Raw genomic sequence first — 549 nt, forward strand, 5'->3', positions numbered from 1 at the left:
GGTAATGTCTTTAAATTTAGCTTCAAAGCTTTTGATAAAGTTACTGATTTAATTCCTGCTAAATTTGGAATTAAAACATTAGGCAAAACTATTAGTGTTACTAAAAAATATGCTCAAGGCATGGGTAAAACTACTTTAATTCTTCACGAAGGGCATCGTTTATGGCATATGTACAACGAAGTAGTGAATGAAAACAAAGAATCACTCCCAATGATTACCAAAGAAACTTTAGACTCGTATCTTAACGAAATCGATCGCGACCTAGCCAAACTCGAAGCTGACAAAAAAGACTACGAAAAGAAAATAGAAGAATATAAAGATAAATTACAAGACAAAAAAATCCTGGAAGAATACGGACAGTCAAGGAAATTAGTTAAAAAAATCGAACAAGAAGAAAATTCCGTTATCGGCGAATATTATAACATAATTAAAGAACTAAAAAATAAAAGAAACCAATTTAATAAAGAATCCGAAAAAGATAAGGCAAGATTCTTACAACAAGAACAACTAGAAATAAAATTAGAACCTATCGATGAAGAAATAAATACA

At 29.9% G+C, this 549-nt stretch carries 1 pseudogene; it reads left to right on the top strand.

Annotated features, from left to right (window positions below):
• Window positions 1-549, top strand: a pseudogene (locus tag RI68_RS04025) (DNA double-strand break repair protein Rad50); the annotation flags it as partial.

The sequence above is a fragment of the Vaccinium witches'-broom phytoplasma str. VAC genome (assembly GCF_000309405.1).
Lineage (GTDB): Bacteria > Bacillota_I > Bacilli_A > Acholeplasmatales > Acholeplasmataceae > Phytoplasma.